This window comes from Stenotrophomonas sp. STEN021, assembly GCF_056760175.1.
Window position 1 is genome coordinate 32,790 of the sequence record NZ_JBRREH010000012.1, and the last position, 20,916, is coordinate 53,705.

General features: G+C 62.0%; 3 protein-coding genes. All 3 read right to left on the bottom strand.

Annotation, left to right across the window (positions count from 1 at the left end):
* Nucleotides 1-28: 28 nt before the first annotated feature.
* Nucleotides 29-17,938: a hemagglutinin repeat-containing protein gene (locus ACVOL0_RS04180; RefSeq protein WP_481548036.1), complete on the bottom strand. Its 17,910-nt coding sequence runs from the start codon at nucleotides 17,936-17,938 to the stop codon at nucleotides 29-31.
* A 103-nt stretch (nucleotides 17,939-18,041) separates the two neighbouring features.
* Nucleotides 18,042-19,724 (bottom strand): ShlB/FhaC/HecB family hemolysin secretion/activation protein, encoded by a 1,683-nt coding sequence (locus ACVOL0_RS04185; RefSeq protein ID WP_481548037.1) that lies wholly within the window; start codon nucleotides 19,722-19,724, stop codon nucleotides 18,042-18,044.
* Nucleotides 19,725-20,106: 382 nt separating this feature from the next.
* On the bottom strand, nucleotides 20,107-20,661 hold the full coding sequence (locus ACVOL0_RS04190) for a single-stranded DNA-binding protein (RefSeq protein WP_481548038.1): 555 nt from the start codon (nucleotides 20,659-20,661) through the stop codon (nucleotides 20,107-20,109).
* Between the last annotated feature and the right edge of the window lie 255 nt (nucleotides 20,662-20,916).

Sequence of the window (20,916 nt, forward strand, 5' to 3'; positions counted from 1 at the left end):
CAAGATATGGCAAAAAGATCAGCACAACTCATTTTGGCACCCACAAATTAGTAGCCGAATCGAATACAACCTTCTGCCCTTGCGGATTGAAGTATGTAGTGTTTTTATCATATATCGGATGCCCGCCAAGATACTGCGGCCTGTATGATTTCGGATCCACAATTTTCACCTTTGTACCATCAGAATAATATATTTTATAATACTCGCCCTTATGTTTTGATTCCTGAAAAGCCGGACTGTACTGGATTTTAACGATCCCGGAAGCACTGCCTTCAATTTCGTAAACTTGCGCATTACCCGATGAAGAAGCCTTGGGCGGAACCGAAGTGACCATTGCGCCATCCATAGTGAAAGACTGCCTGATTTGGTCGATTGTCTTGCCCCAAATACTATAAGGCTTATCAACAAGGTCGCGCGGTATGCCGGCCTGCTCAGCCAAATGTTCATGCAGCTTGTCTCGGGCGACGCTTGAAGAAGCAGGAATGCCATCTTCGGCAACAGTTGGCGGCTTGGCATTTTGCTGATTCTTCGGATTATTTTGCGAACTAGGCGGAACAACAAGAGCATTGGTCTGCGGAGACTCTTCTATTGCACCAGGCTTGCTCGGCACCCCGAGACTTCCAGTAACAGGTAGCAAACCCGTTTTGCCGGCCTGCAACGTCCCACCGATCGCCGCAATGTTCGCGATGGTCTGCGCAATCGCTCGCTTGTTTTCCTCGGAAGCACCTGCGAAGTGCGCAGTAACATAGCCTGCGCTCGCAAGCGCACTCGAAGTCAATGCGTCATGCAGCCCGAAAAACTCCCTCCACTGCATTGTCGAAGGAAGCAGATCTTGCGGTTGATTGGGCACTAATCCTGACCATCTCTGGGCAGTTTCGTAAATTTTCTCGTTATCAGTTCTTTCCCGCCATAGAGGGACGATATCGTCCCATATGGTGAAGTGCGCTTCCTTATACGCCCTCCGATCTTCGCTCAAACCGGCATAAGGAAAGCCGTATACCGTGTCAGGTGTAATGCCCTGCAGGTTGTCGATATCAAAACTGCCGTTCTGGGCTACGTAGCGCTGATAGAAGGTGTAAAGGTCTGCTTGCTGCACTTCAGTAAGCTCTGCGCCAGCTTGGACTAGGCGCAGAAGCCCTGCACTCATCTGATCCGCAGTGTCTAGCAGGAGCAGTTCGGTCCATTCCTGGCTGCTCATGGACCCCGGTGACTTGGCCTTGTTCCGAAGATTTCTCAACCTCGCCAGATCGTCCTTACCCAGGAAGTTGTTCTCAACGGAGTTCGTCGCAATGCCCGTCCCAAGCGCTGCGCCAACAATACCCGCTCCACCCACACCGCCGGCCACTGCACCCACAGCTTGGCCGAGTGCCTTGACCTGCTGCTCTTGCTCCAGCGTCAGTCGGCCGCCATTCTGGCTGGTGAAGTAGTCGCCGAGATACTTGGCCGCAAGTTCACCACCGCCTGCAGCCAACGCACCATTTACTGCCGCGCCACCATTCGCTTCCGCCAACAATGCGCCGAGTAGCGCGTGTGACAACACTTGCAGCGCTACATTCGGATCGCTGCCATGGTGCCCATCGAACTTCTCGCCGATGAGATTGGCAGCAAACGGCGCAAGCGCATTAGCTGCGATCTGCCCGCCACCTTGCCCGGACAAACCACCCACTAGCAGCGTCGTTACCGCTTCGAGCGCACGCGAGCGATCAGTACCTGGTGCCCACTTATTGCGCTGATCCAACGCAGCTTCGAACTCGATACCTCGATTGTGTGCCAGCTCAAGATTCTTCTCCCCGGCACTCAGTCCCTCAAACCGCGCCTTCTCCTCATCACCCAGCCCCGCAACGTAATCATTCTCCAGATTACGCATCGCTTGATTGGCGATGTCGTTCGCCACCTGCTTGCTGGCCGACATTACCGCGCCCATTGCCCCGGCCATGATCTGCTGGTCGGCCAGCAGCTTGTCCGCGTTCGGCAACGCTTCCAGCGCTCGGTGCGCTGCAGCCGCATCGGCATTCACTCCAAGCTCGGCGGCAGTAGTCTGCTTGCCGCCGATCACGATATTGCCTTCTGTCAGCGTGGCGTAGGTGGTGCTGTTATCGCCCCCCTTCTCGTTCATCGGCACACCGCCGCCGAAACTCGGCGCAGCGCCCTCCGCCACAGGTGTCCAGCCTTCAACGCGACCGCCGTAACCGCCACTGATGCTGCCCGAGCTGGTCTTGTGCTCCATCCCGTTCTGCAGATCGCGGAAGGTCAGGGTCTGTGCGGTCAGTTCACTCTTGCCCGCATTGGTGCTGGCGATGGCACCACCCACCAGATTCACATGACCGGCTTCGACGTGATAGCCGCCCTCGCCTGCAAACAACCCCGACTGTTCGCCGACGCCCTGGTAGTTGCCGTTGGACTTGCCTCCACTGGCATATCCGTCAACGCCCCACGCATTACCCCACGCCACTTGCACGCGGCCGCCGACCTGGCTGTTCTTCGACATGCTCTCTGCGGTGTCCTGCAGTGACTCGATGTTCAGCGTACCGCCGGTCTGCACGTCAATGCGATCGGCAGTAGCCGTGGCACCGCGCAGGGTGGTGTCGCCGTGCGCCTTCAGCGAGATGTTCTGGCCGCTGAGCGTGGTGTTCTGCCACGTTGCGCTGTCCGAGTTCGACTTGCTGCTGCCCACGCTGGCTTCGGCATAGACATACACACCGGTCTGCGCGCCAACGGTAACACCAACGCCTACTTCGGCACCGGCGTTGCTGCTCTTGCTCTTGTCCTGCAGATGGGTCCGCCCGGCCTCAAGCAGGATGTCCCGGGCCGAGTCCAGACTGATCGTGTTGCCCGCGCTCAAGTTGCCTTGCACCACGTGGATGTCGCCACTGGTACTGGTCAGGTTGAGGTTACCGCCTGCCTGCAGGGTCGAGCCCTGCGATACCACGCTGTTGCCCTCGGCACTGCTGCTGGAGGATTTGAAGCCCACACCAGCTTCTGCGCTGAACAACGAGCCGCTACCACCGACGCCTGCAGCATTGGCGATGGCGCTGGCCGATTGATAGGCACTGGCCGCTGCGGCCATGCCTTGCATCTGCGACAGCCGCCCGTCTGACTGGCGTGCGCCGTCGACGTTGTTGATCAGGTCGATCAGCGGCGACTTTACCCGCGCAAAAACGCCGATCTTCAAGTCGTCATCGCTCTGCGAGTAATGCCCGACCTCATCGGCAGTGAGCAGCTCGATCTTCGCCGCGGTGATGTTGATGTCCTGGTCGGCCACCACATTGCTGGCAACCTGGCTGTAGGTGCCACCGGCGCTCAGGTTGACGTTGCCGCCCAAGCTGCCGACGTTACTGGCTACCTGCGAGACCTGCCCGCTTTCATCTGCGTGCTGCTGGCGGTGCCAACCGGAGAACTTCTCCGTGTCGGATATCTGCACCGTGCCGATGGCCTTGCTCTCGGAAGTGTTTGCATTGCCTACCGTGTCCTGGCCACTGCTGATACTCAGATCACGCGCCGCGTGGATATTGACGTCCTTCTCGGCAACAACGTTGGCCGCAGTGAGGCGGATATCGCCTTCGCTGGTCGCCATGCGCACGCCACCGCCCACCGACAACTGGGTCCCGGTGATGGTGTCGCTGCTGCCGGTGCCTTCACCACGCGAGTTGTTGGTGCCGAACGGTAGGCCGCTGGTGTTGTTGGCCATGCCCCAGCCCTTGCCGCGGCTGTTGCTATCCGAGTTCTCGGTGTTGTGGGCGACATCGAACACGATGTCTTTGGTTGCCAGCAGCAAGGCGTCGCCTTCGGCCGCCATCTGCGCGCCTTGACTGTAGATGGAGCCGCCTTTGGCCACCAAGGTCAGGTCACCACCCGCGCTAAGCTGGCTTACCCGTGCGTCGCTGGTGGAATCGCTCCGGTTGCTGTTGGAGCGTTGACTACCAGCGGTGACAACCACTGATGTGGTCGCCGCGCGTAGGCCAGAAGCCACTCCTTCAGCAGTGCGGGTGACCTTGCCCATGGTCGAGCCACTGTCCGCCATGCCGTCCGTGGTGGAGTCGCGGGCGCTACGGTAGGCCTTGCCAGGATCGTAGGTCACGCCCACCGAGAACCCGCTGGACTTGCTCGATGCCCTGTTCTGCGTATCCAGCGTGTCCTGGCGGGCAATAAGGTTGATGTCCTTGCCCGCCAGCGTCAGGTCCTGACCCGCAGCGAGATCGGAGGCAGCGATTGTCAGCTGATTGCCGGCACTGACCGTAACGTTTCCGCTGATGGAGCCCACCGCCGACGCTACCTGCGTCGAGCTCTCGAGTGTGCTCTGCGTTGTGCTTGATGACTTTCCATAGCCAATACTGGCAACGCCACCGGACAGTCCACCCGTCAGACCAGATTTCTTCTGCTTGAAATCGTGCGTTTCCTGATGGGTATCCAGCGCGGACTCGATGACCACATTGTTGCCCGCGAACAAGCCAACATTGCCATCGCCGATGACCTGCGCACCTTGCAGGGTGAGGTCGTTGCCTGCTGCGATGCTGACGGTCTCGCCGCTCAGCGTGGTGGTGACGGCGATGCTGTCATGCCACTCATCATGCGTTGTCGTGGTCTTGCTCTTGAGGAAACCCTTCTTCTTGCGTTGCTCGTCGATGGTCAGGTCGTGCTGTTCCTGCTCGGCCAGCAATTTGACGTCGCGGCCAGCAGATATACCAATCCCACCTTCATCACTCGCCACCTGCGCCGCTGTCAGCGTTACGTCGCGCCCGGCCACCAGGGCGATATCGCCGCCTGCGGACAACGTGGTGCCGTGCACGGTTTCATCCAGCGATTCGCTGCGCTTGGAGTAGCGTTTGCGTGACTCCTGGGTGACGCTGGTATCGGTGGTGGTTACCGTGGTCAGGTTCAGATCGCGCCCAGCAGCCAACGCCATCGTCTCGCCAGCCCGCAGATCAGCTGCCTGCAAAGTGATGTCCTGGCCTGCTTGCAACGCGAGGCTGCCACCGGCCTGCAGGGAACTGGACTGCAGTGTTTCCACTGTCGCTACCGTTTTCTTCCGGGTTCCTGAGACCACGGTTTCCTGCGTGGTCTGTGCAGTGACGTCGATGTTGCGTCCAGCCACTGCGGAGAGATCGCCGCCTGCCTGTACCTTGCTGACCGCAATTCCCAGATCGTTGCCAGCGGCAAGACTCAGGTTGTCCATCGCACTGACGTTACTGCGCTCAATCTGCAGATCGTTGCCGGCAGCGAGGCCAAGACTCCCACCGGCCACTACATTGGTGGACTGCAGGGCGATGTTCCGCCCCGCTTCCACCACCACGGTGCCCGTGCCAACCAGGCTGCCGCTGGCGTCCTGCACGAAATCGCGGCCCGCATCGATGGATACCTGACCGGCGCTGATCGCGCCACGGTTGACGGTATCTGCCGCGGTGGAAATTGACAATCGCTCTCCAGCCGACAGGCTTCCGCTATTGATCAGCGTGTCTGCGCCAAGCCACATTCCCTTGCTGGCAGCCAAGGTACCGTCGTTGTTCAAGGGACCAGATGCCTTGGCATACAGCGTGTCGCCTTCGATCAACGCACCGCCCTGGCGCAGCCTCTCGGCAGTGGCCTTGGACAAGTAGACAACCGGCACCAGTACCTTCTGCCCGTCGACTTCCTGCTCGACCAACCACACGATGTCGTGGTCGAGAGCGCCAATCTGTGCGCCAGTCAGCGCAGACCCAAGATTCAGGCCAAGCGCGTCCGCGACCTGGGCGGCGTTGTCCATCAGCATGCGGTACTGGCCGAGACCGTCTTCGCCCTGCAGACGTTGGCGGCCGGTCAGTGCAAGCAGCTGGTCCTGCACCAGCCGCTGCTCGTAGTAGGCATCGCCGAGCCGCTTGTGCAGGTCATCCGGGCTACCCAGTTTCCCCAGCAGGTATTCCGAGCCGGTGGTGTCGCTGGGCACAAAGCGCGGCGCGGTGCTCACCAGGAACGGAGAATTGGGATCTGCCGAGCGCTTGAACATGCCGTTATCGGCGGGCACCAGGCCGGGCAAGGGGCGCTCGGTGGTGCCCACAAACTGCGGTGCCGCACCGTCGGGGCCTGCGCCTGCCGCAGCTGTGCCGCCGCTCACGCCTGCGGCATTGCCACCAGCCAGCACCTTGGTAGCTTGGCTGCTATCCGGACCACGTACCGATGTTGCATGCCCACCGACGGAAGCCTGCACACCTGCGCCAGCCGTCGCACCTGCGCCTGTGGTCTCCTGTACTCCGTCACGGCTTTGCACGCCACTACCAGCCATGCGATCTACGCCGTCACGAACTCGTGTACTGCCGTCATCTGCTGCCTGTACGTCATTACCAGCGGCAACATTGTTCCGGGTGATGGTCTGCACACCACCTGCGCCGCTTACCCCGTTCGTATCAACGGCCCCTACGCCAGCACCAGACTGCACGTTGTCACCAAGCGATGCCTGGATATTGCTGCCTGCCTGTGCCTGGCCACCAGCGCTGGATTGGACTCCCGGACCACCATTCACTGCATTGGATGCCGTCGAGCCCACTGCTGCCGCGCCACCGGCCTGATGGTCGGTTCCCGAACCAAGGTCGGCATTACCGATGTTGCTGACCGGGGCGGTAGTTACCCCGCCGAGGCCGCCGGAGGCCTGCACAATGGTGTTATTGATTGCGCCACCAATGATCGTCAGGCCGCCACCGGCAGTAATTGTCGCTGCGCCTTCTGGCAGCGTGTAGTCCTTGCGGGCTGTGCTGCTGCCAAGCTTGACCGTTGCAAGGCTTGGCTCGTAGTCGCAATTCACGTTCATACCGCAAGTCTGGTACTCGACTTCTGCGGTCGACTCCTGCTGGATGATCTTGTAGCCTGCCAGCGTGACGTTGTTGATCACCCCACTCCACTCCGTAGGGTCGCTTAAATCCGTAACTTGACGCCCGTTTATGCCCAAGTCTCCAGCGGCGGCGATGTTGGAGTAAATATTATCCAGCCGCCCTACGTCCAACTGCATGGCGCCGCCAGATAGCAGCTGAGAAGCTGCGCTGGCGAGCACCACGCGTGTACCTTCCAGAACCTTGTTCTCGTGGGTGGTGTAACCTTCGAACTTCATGCAACGGGTACGAAAATCATCCGGGCAAAGCCCGTCACGCAGCTCATAGGGAACGGAGTTTGTGACTGAGCTTCTCGCATCCGGGTCGTCGAACTGCTCCTGGCCGACATACAAGCGATGTTCGGTCTGCAACACGCGACGCTGGTTAACGACATTGCTTGCATCCAGCCACAGCCCCTGCTCGGCCTGGATGCGCCCCGATATGTTGTCCAGACGCTCAACCCGGGTGCCGTCCGCGCGGCCAGCTATCACCAGGTTGCCGCCACTGAATATCTCGCCGTCCAGATTGGACAGCTGCCTGGCCACGCGCAGCTCAAGGTGATCCACGGCGCCGATGAAGCCTTCGCCGTAATTACGCACCGCCATTGCCTGGCCAAGGTCGCGCCCATTGACCAGCGTATTAGCCTCGATCAATACCGTGTCACCACTGATGTCGCCTGTATTGATCACATCATTGGCGGACAGATGCAGGTTGTCCGCCTCGATGGAGGCACCATCGCGGTTATCCAGCGTACCGCTGGCGTCTATTCGGGCAACGCCGGTACCGGCCTGGTTGCTGGCAACAATGGAGCCATGGTTGGTCACGTCTTTCGCAGTGACATTCAGCTCGCCGGCACTGTGCAGGCCACCCATGTTGGTGAAATTTCCGGAGACGGTCAGGTCGAGCCGGCCATCACTCTTCAACTGCTGGGAGGTGTAAGTGAAATCTCCGTCGTAGCGTGCATCAAGCCACTGGGTGGCAAACATGCTGCCCGTGCCGGCGAATGCCCCGGTCAGGTTGACGTGCAGGACATCGGCTCCAACGTCACCATTGTTGACGAATCCGGGAACCGCCAGCCACAACGTTCCAGCCTGAATCCGCCCGCCGGCCGCATTGTTGGCGGAGGCCAGCGTGAGATACGCCGTCCCACCGGCACCGAAGCGGCCGTTGCCGTTGTCCAGCTGCGCTTGCGCTCCCTCATAGCGAAGGTCGCGCGTGGCGTACAGCGTACCGGCATTGTTGAGCACCGAGCCTGCGTGCAACGCGATGTCACGCTCGGCGACTAGGGTTCCGCCTGTATTGTTGATGGTTCCCGCACTGATGGTCACGTCACTGCCACGGCTTGCGATCGTGCCTGCGGAATTCTGCAGCAGGCTCCCGGCGTTGATCAGCAGTGCGGAATCCTGATCACCCTTGGTACCGGCGAGGATGCTGCCGCCGCTGTTATCAACACCTGCAGCGGTTATGGTGGCGGCCTTGGCGGCATCGATCTGGCCACCGGCGTTGTTCAAGCCACCCGCCGTATTGAGCACCGTTGCGCCACCACTTTGCAGTAATCCGCCTGATTGGTTGTTGATGGCGCCTGCACTGGTGAACGTCAGATCACCAAGCGTTGAAACGGTACCCGCCACATTGTCGACACTTGCTGCCGACAGCGACGCATCGCCCTCCGCGCCAATCAAGCCACCGGCATTCGCCAGCAGGCCATCAACCTGCAGGGTCAGCTCGCCGTCTTCATTGCGCTGGATGAGCTTGCCGGAACTGTTGTCAAGATCAGCAACAGTGATGTCCAGATCGCCGCTTGCATCGATGACGCCAGCGGTGTTCTGCAGATGCCTTCCAACTACATCAAGCCCTTGCGTTGCACTGATTCGGCCGTGACTGTTATCCACGGCATCCATGCGTAGCACGACGTTGCTGCCGGCCAGGATTCCACCATCGGCGGCACCAGCAAGCTTCTGGTTGAGAAGCGTATTGCCCTGCAGACTGAGCGCCTGGCCCGCCAGCAACGTGCCGCTGCTGTTGTCCAGCGTATTGGATACCACCGCATCGATGGAGCGCTGTGTTTCGATCGCACCACCTCGGTTGCTCAGGTTCTCGGCACGCAGCTGGATCTCACCGTTGCCGACAATGCTGCCGGCATCATTCGACAGCTTCTGGCGAACGTCCAGTTCCAACTTCTGCGACGAACTTGCTGCAATGGAGCCGCCATTGTTCAGCAGACTTCCAGCATTGATGGAGGTAGCACCCGCTGTGGCCAATGCACCGCCGCTATTGTCCAGGGGGCCGGTCACGCGCAGCGTTGAGCCACCAGTGCCCGCAGCCTGGATGGCGCCGCTCTGGTTGCGGAGCTCGCCTGCGCTCAGTGACAACGCGCCGTTGGTGGCCACGGTGCCGTTCGCGTTGTCCATGCTCTGCCGGACGGTGATGTCCAACACCTCATTGCCGCTGGCGATCAGCTTGCCACCTGCGGTGCTCAGGTTGCCGGTATCGATGCTGATCTTCTTGGCGGCAGTGGTGCCACCGCTCAGATCGGTTTCCTCACCGGTCAGCGTCAGCGTGCCATTGCCGATGATGCTGCCGCCCCTGCCGTTCAAGGTCTCGGCAGCAATGGTGAGTGCGCCGTCGCCTGCGTGCTCGATACGGCCACTTTCGTTGGCCAGCATCTGTGCATCGACAGTCAGGTCGCCACCGCTGGCCAGCAGGCCATCGGCGCTGTTGTCCAGCAGACCGTCCACTGTGACCTGCAATGTCGAGCTGCCTGCTGCCTGTACCGTGCCGCCGACATTGATCAGCTCAGCTGCATTGATCGTTGTGTTGCCTGCTGCAGCGACGGTGCCGCCACTGTTGTCCAGCGCGCCAGTCACCTGCAATATCGAATTGCCGGCGCCAGCCGCCTGGATCGTACCGTTCTGGTTGTTGAGTTGTGCCGCGCCCAGGGCCAGCGCGCCATTGGTGGCTACGGTGCCGCCCGCATTGTTCAGCGTCTGGCGGACGCTGATGTCCAGAACTTCGTCACCGCTGGCGATCAGCTTGCCGGCGGCGGTGCTCAGGCTGCCGGTATCGATGTTGATCTTCCCGGCGGCGGTGATGCCCTCACTCAGATCGGTGTTTTCACCGGTCAGTGTCAGTGCGCCGTTGCCGATGATGCTGCCGCCCTTGCCGTTCAAGGTCTCGGCGGCGATGGTGAGCGCGCCGTCGCCTGCGTGCTCGATGCGGCCGGTTTGGTTTTCCAGCGTCTTTGCACTGATAGTCAGGTCGCCACCACTGGCCAGCAAGCCTTCGCCGCTGTTGTCCAGCAAGCCGTCCACTGTGACCTGCAGCGTGGAGCTACCTGCAGCCTGCACCGTGCCATCGACGTTGCGTAATTCTGCGGCGGAGATCGTGGTGTTGCCGGCCGCGGCGAGGGTGCCCCCACTGCTATCAAGCGTCCCAGCTACGTGCAACGTGGAATTTCCCGCACCGGCCGCCTGGACCGTTCCGTTCTGGTTGTTGAGCTGTGCCGCGCTCAGCGACAGCGCGCCGTTGGTGGCAAGGGTGCCCCCGGCGTTGTTCAGCATCTGCCGGACGCTGATGTCCAGCACTTCCTCACCGCTGGCGATCAACTTGCCGCCGGCAGTGCTCAGGTTGCCGGTATCGATACTGATCGTCCTGGCGGCGGTGGTGCCTTCGCTCAGATCGGTGTTCTCACCGATCAGCGTCAGCGCGCCGTTGCCGACGATTCTGCCGCCTTTGCCGTTCAAGGTCTCGGCGGCGATGGTGAGCGCGCCGTCGCCGGCGTGCTCGATGCGGCCCTTCTCGTTCTTGAGCGCCTGTGCGCTGACAGTCAGGTCGCCACCGCTGGCCAGCAGCCCGTCCTCACTGTTGTCCAAAAGACCGTCCACAGTGACCTGCAGCGTGGAGGTACCTGCAACCTGGACTGTGCCGCCCACGTTGAGCAGTTCAGCCGCGGTGATCGCGGTGTTGCCGGCCGCAGCGACCGTACCGCCGCTATTGTCCAGCGAGCCACCAATCTGCAACTTCGTGCTATCCGCACCAGCAGCCTGGATCGTACCGTCCCGGTTATTGAGCTGCGCGGCGCCCAGCGACAATGCGCCGCTGCTGGCCACGGTACCGCCGGCGTTGTTCATGCTCTGCCGGACGGTGATGTCCAGCACCTCATCGCCGCTGGCGATGAGCTTGCCGCCTGCGGTGCTCAGGTTTCCGGTATCGATACTGATCTTTTTGGCGGCGGTGGTGCCTTCGCTCAGGTCGGTGTTCTCACCGGTCAGCATCAATGCACCGTTGCCGATGATGCTGCCGCCCTTGCCGTTCAAGGTTCCGGCGGCAATGGTGAGCGCGCCGTCGCCGGCGTGCTCGATGCGGCCCTTTTCATTGGCCAGTGTCTGTGTGCTGACAGTCAAGTCGCCGCCGCTGGCCAGCAGCCCCTCGGCGCTGTTGTCCAGCAGACCGTCCACTGTGACCTGCAACGTCGAGCTGCCTGCTGCCCGTACCGTGCCACCGACGTTGATCAACTCAGCAGCGTTGATCGTGGTATTGCCTGCTGCAGCGAGGGTGCCGCCGCTGTTATCCAGCGCAGCTGCAACATCGATATGCGTGGCGCCATTGCCAGCGGCCTGGACCGTTCCGCTCTGGTTGTTCAGCGTGGCCGCAGCAAGTGACAGCGCACCATTGGTGGCAACCGTACCGCCGGCATTGTTCAACGTCTGCCGGACGCTGATGTCGAGGACCTCGTCGCCACTGGCGATCAGCTTGCCGCCTGCGTTGCTCAGGGTGCCTGTAGCGATACTGATCTTGTTGGCGGCCGTAATGCCATCACTCAGGTCGGTGTCCTCGCCGGTCAACGTCAGTGTGCCGTTGCCGATGATGCTGCCGCCCTTGCCGTTCAAGGTTTCGGCGGCGATGGCGAGCGCGCCGTCGCCGGCGTGTTCGATGCGACCCTCTTCGTTGACCAGGGTCTGTGCACTGACAGTCAGGTCACCACCGCTGGCCAGCAAGCCGTCGTCGCTGTTGTCCAGCAGGCTATCGACGCTGACCCGCAGTGTGGACGCACCTGCTGCCTGCACCGTGCCGCCGACGTTGAGCAGATTCGCAGCGGTGAGCGTGGTGTTGCCTGCGGCGGCAACGGTGCCACCGCTGTTTTCCAGCGTGCCAGCTACCTGCAAATTCGATTTGCCAACGCCAGCGGCCTGAATCGTACCGCCCAGGTTGTTGAGCTGTGCCGCGACCAACGACAGCGCACCGTTGGTGGCAACCGTACCCCCGGCGTTGTTCAGCGTCTGCCGGACAGAAATATCCAACACTTCTTCGCCACTGGCGATCAACTTTCCACCGCCGGTGCTCAGGTTGCCGGTGTCGATGCTGATCTTCCTGGCGGCAGTCGTGCCTTCGCTCAGATCGGTGTTTTCGCCGCTCAACGTCAACGCGCCGTTGCCGATGATGCTGCCGCCTTTGCCGTTGAAGTTCTCGGCAGCGATAAGCAGCGTACCGTCACCGGCGTGTTCGATGCGCCCCTTTTCATTGTCCAGGGTCTGTGCATTGACGGTCAGGTCGCCACCGCTGGCCAGCAGGCCCTCGTCGCCGTTATCCAGCAGACCATCGACGCTGACCTGCAGTGTGGACGTGCCTGCAGCCTGTACAGTACCGCCGACGTTGATCAGCTCGGCGGCAGCGACCGTGGTGCTGCCGGCTGCAGTGAGGGTGCCGCCGCTGTTGTCCAGCGTGTTGGCGACAGCGACGTGCGTTGCCGCCGTTCCTGCAGCCTGGATCGTTCCGTCGCGGTTATCGAGATCGGCTGTGTTGAGCGACAAGGCGCCATTGGTTGCGACGGTACCACCGGCGTTGTTCAGCGCCTGCCGGACCGTGATGTCCAGCACCTCATCGCCGCTGGCGATCAGTTTTCCGCCAGCGGTGCTCAGGTTACCGACATCGATGCTGATCTTCTTGGCGGCAGTGGTGCCACCGCTCAGATCGGTTTCCTCACCGGTCAGCGTCAGCGTGCCATTGCCGATGATGCTGCCGCCCTTGCCGTTCAAGGCTTCGGCGGCAATGGTGAGTGCGCCGTCGCCTGCGTGCTCGATGCGCCCTTCTTCGTTGACCAAGGTCTGTGCATTGACAGTCAAGTCGCCGCCACCGGCCAGCAGGCCCTCATCGCTGTTGTCCAGCAGGCCGTCCACTGTGAGCTGCAACGTCGAGCTACCTGCTGCCTGTACCGTGCCGCCGACATTGAGCAGTTCAGCGGCGGCGAACGTGGTGTTGCCGGCTGCAGCGATGGTGCCACCGTTGTTGTCCAGCGCCCCACCCACCTGCAACGTTGAATTGCCGGCACCAGCAGCCTGGATCGTACCGTTCTGGTTGTTGAGCTGTGCCGCACCCAGCGACAGCGCGCCATTGGTGGCTACGGTGCCGCCTGCATTGTTCAGCGTCTGGCGGACGCTGATGTCCAGAACCTCGTCACTGCTGGCGATCAACTTGCCGCCGGCGGTGCTCAGGTTGCCGGTATCAATACTGATTTTTCTGGCGGAGGTGGTGCCTTTGCTCAGGTCGGCTTCTTCACCGGTTAGCGCCAGTGCGCCATTGCTGATGATGCTGCCGCCTTTTCCGTTCAACGTCTCCGCAGCAATCGTGAGCGCGCCGCCGCCAACGTGTTCGATGCGGCCGGATTGATTGTCCAGCGTCTCTGCGCCGATGCTCAAGTCGCCGCCGCTGGTCAGCAAACCCTCCTCGCTGTTGTCCAGTAGGCCGTCGACGCTGACCTGCAACGTGGATGTACCTGCAGCCTGGACCGTGCCGCCGACGTTGAGAAGATTCGCGGCGGTGATCGTGGTGTTGCCCGCTGCGGCGACGGTGCCGCCACTGTTGTTCAGCGTGTTGGCAACATCGATATGGGTTTCCCCCGTTCCTGCTGCCTGGATCGTTCCGTCCTGATTGTTGAGTTGGGCTGCGGCAAGCGCAAGCGCGCCGTTGCTGGCAACCGTGCCGCCGGCATTGTCCAGCGTCTGGCGGACGCTGAGCTCCAGTGCGTCCCCACCGCTGGCGATCAGCGTGCCGCCAGCGGTGCTCAGGTTGCCAGTATCGACGTTGATCCTTTTGGCGGTGGTGGTGCCCTCGCTCAGATCGGTATTCTCACCGCTCAGCGTCAGCGTGCCGTTACCGATGATGCTGCCGCCCTTTCCGCTCAGTGTTTCGGTTGCGATGGCGAGCTCGCCGTCACCGGCGTGCTCGATGCGCCCCTTTTCATTGCCCAGGATCTGCGCGCTGACAATCAGATCGCCACCGCTGGCCAGCAGGCCTTCATCGCTGTTGTCCAGCAGTCCGTCCACCGTGAGCTGAAGCGTGGAGACCCCTGCAGCTTGTACGGTACCGCCGACGTTGAGCAGGTCAGCGGCGGTGATCGCGGTGTTGCCGGCTGCAGCGACGGTCCCGCCGCTGTTGTCCAGCATGCTACCTACCTGCAATTTCGAGTTGCCGGCGCCAGCGGCCTGAATCGTACCGTCACGGTTGTCGAGCTGCGCTGCGCTGAGCGACAACGCTCCATTGGTGGCAACCGTGCCATCGGTGTTGTTCAGCGCCTGCCGGGCCGTGATATCCAGCACCTCATCGCCGCTGGCGATCAGCTTGCCGCCGGCGATGCTCAGGTTGCCGGTATCGATGCTGACCTTCCTGGCGGCAGTGATGCCTTCACTCAGGTCGGTGCGCTCACCGGTCAGTGTCAAAGCACCATTGCCGATGATGCTGCCGCCCTTTCCGTTCAAGGTCTCGGCGGCAATGGTGAGTGCGCCGTCGCCGGCGTGCTCAATGCGACCTTGCTCGTTCTCCAGCGTCTGTGCGCTGACGGTCAGGTCGCCACCGCTGGCCAGCAAGCCTTCGTTGCTGTTGTCCAGCAGGCCGTCCACCGCGACCTGCAGCGTCGAGCTACCTACGGCCTGCACCGTTCCGTCGGCATTGAGTAGTTCGACGGCGGTGATCGCGGTATTGCCGGCAGCAGCGACGGTGCCACCGCTGTTGTCCAGTGTGCCATTTACCTGCAGCCTCGAGTTACCTGCACCTGCGGCCTGAATCTCGCCGGCCTGGTTGTTGAGCTGAGCAGCAGTCAGCGACAGCGCGCCATTGGTGGCAAGCATGCCGCCGGCATTATTCAGCGCATGCCGGGCGGCGATGTCCAGCACCTCGCTGCCGCTGGCAACCAGCTTTCCACCGGCAGTACTCAGGTTGCCGGTGTCGATGCTGATCTTCTTGCCGGTGGTCGTGCCGTCGCTCAGATCGGTGTCTTCGCCGGTCAGCGACAATGCGCCGTTGCCGATGATGCTGCCGCCTTTGCCGTTCAAGGTCTCCGCAGCGATGGTGAGCGCACCGTCGCCGGCGTGCTCGATACGGCCGCTTTGGTTGTCCAGCGTCTCTGCGCTGATGCTCAGATCGCCGCCGCTCGCCAGCAAGCCTTGCTCACTGTTGTCCAGCAGGCCGTCTGCGGTGATCTGCAGCGTCGACGCACCCGCGGCTTGTACGGTGCCCCCGCTATTGAGCACGCTGGCGGCGTTGATCGTGGTGTTTCCGGCTGCGACAACGCTGCCACCACTGTTGTCCAGCGCCCCCGCTATCTGCAGATTTGACTTGCCCGTACCGGCGGCTTGAATCGTACCGCTCTGGTTGTCGAGCTGGGCCGCACTCAACGACAGCACGCCGTTGGTGGCCAGGACGCCCCCGGCGTTGTTCAGCGCCTGCCGGGCAGCGATATCCAGCGCGCCGTCGCCGCTGGCGATCAGCTTGCCGCCTGCTGTGCTCAGATTGCCGGTATCGATGCTGATTTTCTTTGCAGCGGTGGTGCCTTCACTCAGGTCGGTATGCTCACCGGTCAGCATCAGGGTGCCGTTGCCGATGATGTTGCCGCCCTTGCCGTTCAAGGTTTCTGCGGCGACGGTGAGCACACCCTCGCCTGCATGCTGGATGCGCCCCTTTTCGTTGCCCAAGGTCTTCGCGCTGACACTGAGATCACCGTCACTGGCCAGCAGACCTTCGTCGCCGTTATCCAGGCTTCCAGCAACCTCGATGCTGCTTGAGCCGTTGCCGTTGGCGACGACCGAGCCGCCCCGATTGTCCAGGGAGTCAAGCTGCAGCAGCGCAAGTTCGGCACTGATGGTCGCCTCGCGATTGTCGACAGCGCCGCCACGCAACTCCAAGGCCGCAGCGGTTGCAATCACGCCCTTCTGGCCCTGCAACTGATCGACGGTGACTTTCAGCGCCTGTGAGCCAGCGTGCTCGATACGCCCATCGCGATTGATCAACTGTGCAGCGTCAATCGTGAAGAAGCCCGCTTTGCTCAGCAGGGCGCCACCTTCATTGTCCAGTTCGCCCGCAACGCTCAATACGGTGGATGCGGCACCGGTATGCGTCAGCTTGCCATCACGATTGCTCAGCCGCTCGGCCTGGAAGTCGAACTGATTGGCAATTTCCAGGCGGCCGCGATCATTGCTGACCGATCCAGCATGTATGGAGGCTTGATCGGAAACAACGATGTGACCATCGCTGTTGTCCAGATCTCCACCGTTCAGCGCAAGCCGCTGCAGGCCGAGCTGGCCGCCGGCATTGTCCAGGCCCGACTCGGCGCTCAAGCGCATCTGTCCGCCTGCGTTGATCCTCCCTCCGCTATTGTCCAGTGCCCCGGCAATACGCAGCGCGCCCGCTTCCAGAGTCGGCTGTGGAGTGCCACCGGTGCCTCCGGTTCCAGTGCCGCCGCCATTCTCACCGGTGCCGCCGCCACCGGTTCCTCCCGTGCCGCCGGTGCTGCCACCGGGCTGCGTGCCACCACCGTCGCCCGGTTCAGAGGAGCTGGACTGCAAGCCGATACGGCCATCGTTGCGGTTGATCACGTTGCCAGCCTGCAGCATGAGCGCTTGAACGCCGGTCTGCTCGATGGCACCGCCCGCATTGCGCAGCGACGCCGCCTCGACTTCAATCCGACGGGCATTGAGCGTGCCGCCACTGTTGTCCAGATCCGCCTGCGTCGCGAGCTTTACCTCATTGCCGGCACTGACGGTCCCGCTGTTGGCCAGCCCACCCGTAACGGAAAGCCTGGTATCCAACTGCGACTGCAGCGTGCCCAGATTCTCCAGCCGACCATCCGCCTGCACCACCAGCTCACCGGCCTGCGCACCGATCTTGCCGGCATTGCGCATACCCACGCCGTGCTCGTTGCCGACCAGCCAGATCTTGTTGGCGTACATGCCGCCGAGTGCGCTCACATCCAAGGCGAACATCGGTGCACTGCCGCTTGCGGCTTGCGCGCTGACCTGCGTGTGGTCCGCATTGGCCACGTTGCTGCCAAGGCTTGCCTGCAACTGCTTGGCCCAGATGCCGGCATTCACTTCCAGTGAGCGGCTGATGATGTCGGTGTAGTCGGCGTCGCTGGCATCCAGCCCTGCGCCACTGATACGCACTGCGCCACCGTCCACGCGGTAGCCGTCCAGTACACCGCCATTGACGATGGCCGTACCGGTGGTGAGGGTGACCCGGCTGGCGTTGAGAAAGCCGCCGCCGTCCACCGAAATACCGGCAGGGTTGGCGATGACCACCTGCGCGCGATCACCGGCGACTTCCACGTAGCCGTGCAGTTGGCTGGGGTTGGCGCTGTTGACCTCGTTGAGGATGACCCGCGCCGTGCCCTTGCCCAGCCACGGATTGCCCTGCACCCAGCCACCAAGCTGGGTCTGCACATTGCCGCGCGAATTGTTGAGGATGGCGCCTTCGCTGCCCACATCAAACTGGCTATAGGTGTTGCGCGACACACCTGCGGCACTGGGGGTGGTGATGTTAACCAGCGGCGTGCCATTGCTCGAAGTCACCACCGTCGGGCGCTGCCGTTCCGGCGCGCCGGGATCGGCGATGATGCGACCCGCCTGTGCGCCAGGCGTTTGCTGTGCGGTTACCGGCTGTGCCAGGCCCACCCACCCCAGCGCCAGCCACAGGCCAAAGCTCACCGGATGCAATGCCGCCATCGACAGACCCGCACTGCTGTTGCGGCCGCCGCGCGCCGCCTTCACCAGTTCCGACGCTACCTGCCACACGCCCAGGGTACGGTTATAGACCAGACGGTAAATACGATTCATGGCATTGCTTCCTTTCTATCCTTGGATGTATGACCTGCCGCCCATCCGATGTGAATGCAGACGGCATGCTCCATATGCTTGCGACTCGCGTGGTCGCCGGGTATCAGAACGAGGCGCTCAAGCTGAAGCCAAATGTCGTGTACGCGGTTGGGAAACCCACCGGCTTGTGCAACGGGCTGCCAACAAAAATGTCCCACTGCGCGTGCGCGACGCCGCCGCGCAGACCGATGACCGCGCCAGCCAGGTAGTCGCCCATCTGCCAGCGCACTGACGGACCGCCAACATGGCCGTAGTCGGCACCCACATACGCCTCCTGCCCGCCGCCAAGCGCAAAGCCCAGCTCATTGCGCAGCAACCAGCCGCGCTCACCGCTCAACGACATTTCGCCATCGAACCCACGCACGGTGTAGCGCCCGCCTATGGAGAAGCGGTCCTGTGGCACCAGCAGGGAGCGGTTCCATTGCGCACGCCAGCTGCTGGTGTAGCGCACCGGCTGCTTACCCAGCTTGAAGGGAATCATCAACTGTGCATCGGCAGTGATGACGCGACCGCGCGCCGTGCCTTCCCCGAAGGCTTCCTCTGGTGCGGGCAGTGCGTCGAACGCCGCGGTTCCACGACGGTACGCAACACCTGCATCCAGCGTGCTGTTACCAATGAAGTGCTTGTGCGCCAACCCCAACTCCCAGCCCGCCATGCGCCTGCGTTGCACTTCGATCTCGGTGTCGTCGATGAAGTTGTTCGAGTCGCGGTACCAGGCCCGCGCGTAGCCACTGGTCTTGAAGCTGGCATTGCGAAACAACATGCGTGTCAGGCGCGCTTCCGCATTGCGGCTGGCACCGCTGTAAACGTAGGTCTCGTATGCGCCGGCCACCGATTGGCTGTAATCGTACTTGCTGGCATTGATGCCCAGCAGCCACTTGCCGACCGGGATGCTGTAGTGCGCGGCCCAGCTGTCGGTGTCGCGGCCGCTACCGTTGAACACCGACTTGCCGAGGTTCAAATAGAACAGGTCATTCAAGCGCGCGAGATTGTCCAATGACACCGTTGCACCGGCCTGCAGTTTGCCGGTGGACTGGCTGCCGGAATCGTCCAGGGTCAGGTTCGCACGGGCTTTGGAACGTTGCTTCCAGCTGATCAGCAGATCACTCTCACCCGGCTTGGCAGCGGCGCCTTCCGCCGGCGGTGCCACCTGGATGTCCACGGTCGCCGTAGGTATACGCTGGAAATTCTCCAGCGCCTGCTCGATGTCACGCAGGTTCAATAGATCGCCCGGCCCGGCTGGAACCGCATTCCACAATGCAGGATGCGTTTGCGCGGTGTCGGCAAAGCGAATGGCGTGGATGCGGCCCGGCACTACCGTCAATACCAGCGCACCGCTCTTCAAGTCCTGCGGCGCCGCCAGGATGCGTGTTGTGACATAGCCGCGCGTGATGATCGCGTTCTGCACGCGCTTCATCACGACATCCACACCCGCGGTGCCCAGGCAACGACCAGTAGCGGGGTCGTCACTGGGATCGGCAGCTTTCAAGGCCCAGCGGAAGCGTTCGGCCTCTTCGCCTTCCAGGCTGATGTGATTGATGACGAAGCAAGGCGCCTCGGCGCCAGGCAGTCTCCCTGACATTTGTGCCGGAGCCGCCTGCAAGCGCGCATCTGGCTGCGCTTCCTGCTGCTCGCGCAGCACGCGCTCACGTTCTTGCTGCCGCAATATTTCCTGAGCGCTTGCATCTACTGTCTGCGCCTGCGCCGCACCACCTCCAAGCAGGACCACACACACAACGGCCAACATCCGCTCACGCACGACCAACCCGCCCCGCACTCCATTGCATCGCATACAAAGCAACCATCCTTGGGAAACCGCAGCGTCATGCTGCACGGAATGATTGGGGCCAGCGCACCATTCCGAAAAACATCGGCTCTGCAATCAAGAACAGGAGCCTCTCAGGCGCTCCATGACCGCATCGACCCCCTGTGAGCCAGACGACGCAACCGATCTTAGCAAACCATCAGCACTTATAAATTCACACCAAAGGACAGCTATTTTTAGGACTAACACCAATTGACATGAAGTCATAACGGAATCCCACGTCTACTCCCTTTTTCAGCCATTGCTAAAAGCAAAAGGCCATGCAATGCATGGCCTTGGAAGAAACGAACGCGTCGAGCAACGATCAGAACGGAATATCGTCGTCGGCGAAGTCGTCCATCGGCGGAGCCGACTGCTGCTGCGGCGGTGCCTGGCGCTGCTGCTGGCGCTGACCGCCGCCGTAGCCACCGCCGCCCTGGTCCTGGTTACCGTAACCACCCTGGCCGCCACCCTGCTGCTGACGCGGGGCCGACTGGCGCTGCGGACGATCGCCACCGTAGCCGCCACCGCCACCGCCGCCTTCACCGCGGCCGCCAAGCATCTGCATTTCGTTGGCGACGATATCGGTGGTGTATTTTTCCACGCCATCCTGGCCGGTGTACTTGTCGTAGCGCAATTCGCCTTCGACGTAGACCGAGCTGCCCTTGCGCAGGTATTCACCGGCGATCTCGCCGAGCTTGCCGAAGAACACCACGCGATGCCACTCGGTACGCTCCTGCTGGTTGCCGTCACGGTCCTTGCGCACGCTGGTGGTGGCCAGGCTGATGCGGGTGATCGCCATGCCGGCCTGGGTGTACTTGGTGTCCGGGTCGTTGCCGAGATTGCCGACGAGGATGACTTTATTGATGCCGCGGGCCATAGGTTCCTACTCTTCCGTTGGGGTCCACCCGCCGGATGCGGGCAATAGCGCACGTATTATATCTGTCCGGGGGCAGATAGCAGCCAATCCTTGCAGCCCTTGCGGCGTAAGGCTTGCGCTGGGCCCAGCCGGGGTTCCCACAGGCTCAGGGGAGCCCCCGGGGGTTCGCCCACCAGCGCTGGAATCGCCCGGCAGAAGGGGCGCGCCCGCCCCAAGCCTGCCCGGTTCCGACGGCCACATGGCATGATGCCCAAC

What these genes read in the sequence shown, in the direction of transcription:
- ACVOL0_RS04185 (WP_481548037.1), bottom strand. Translation starts at nt 19,724, where the DNA reads ATGTTGGCCGTTGTGTGTGTGGTCCTGCTTGGAGGTGGTGCGGCGCAG.
- ACVOL0_RS04190 (WP_481548038.1), bottom strand. Translation starts at nt 20,661, where the DNA reads ATGGCCCGCGGCATCAATAAAGTCATCCTCGTCGGCAATCTCGGCAAC.
- ACVOL0_RS04180 (WP_481548036.1), bottom strand. Translation starts at nt 17,938, where the DNA reads ATGAATCGTATTTACCGTCTGGTCTATAACCGTACCCTGGGCGTGTGG.